Genomic DNA, 485 nt, shown 5'->3' with positions numbered 1-485 from the left:
ATCCATGCGCACGCGGCGGCGGCCGGAGGGCGCGGGGCTGCCCTGCCCCTTGGGCACCTCGCGCAGCGCGGGCTTGCCGGACACCGCCACGACAATCACTTTCAGATTGACCATCTCGATGGTTTCGCCCGGGATGGCGAAGCCGAAGCGCGCCTCGTGCTGCTCGTGGAACCGGCTCCACAAGGCATCGGCGGCGGCGCCGTCGAAGTCGTCGCCGTCGACCACGACCTCGAGTTCATGGTTCTGTCCCAGGTAGCGCGCCTCGACCGAGCGGTACACCTCGATGCCCTGCGTGTAGCCCTGGTCGCGCAACTCGCCGACCGCGTCGGCCACCAGATCCCGCATCGCCGTCGAGACCCGCGCCCCCTCGAATCGCCGCGACACCTGCTGCACGGTGCGGTGCCGATCGACCCGCGCATCGGTCATGATGAAACCGAAGGCCGAGAACTGCCCCGGATAGTTCGGCACCATGCCTTGCGGGATGC

1 protein-coding gene is annotated in these 485 nt (G+C 68.9%); it reads right to left on the bottom strand.

All coding sequences use genetic code 11. From position 1 onward, the window contains the following. The coding region (locus tag KDH83_RS31455; protein WP_212323066.1) for a hypothetical protein at positions 1–485 on the bottom strand (485 nt) is incomplete at both ends.

The organism is Achromobacter sp. Marseille-Q0513 (assembly GCF_018195695.1).
GTDB lineage: Bacteria > Pseudomonadota > Gammaproteobacteria > Burkholderiales > Burkholderiaceae_B > Achromobacter.
This window is presented reverse-complemented; position numbering and strand designations above follow the sequence as displayed.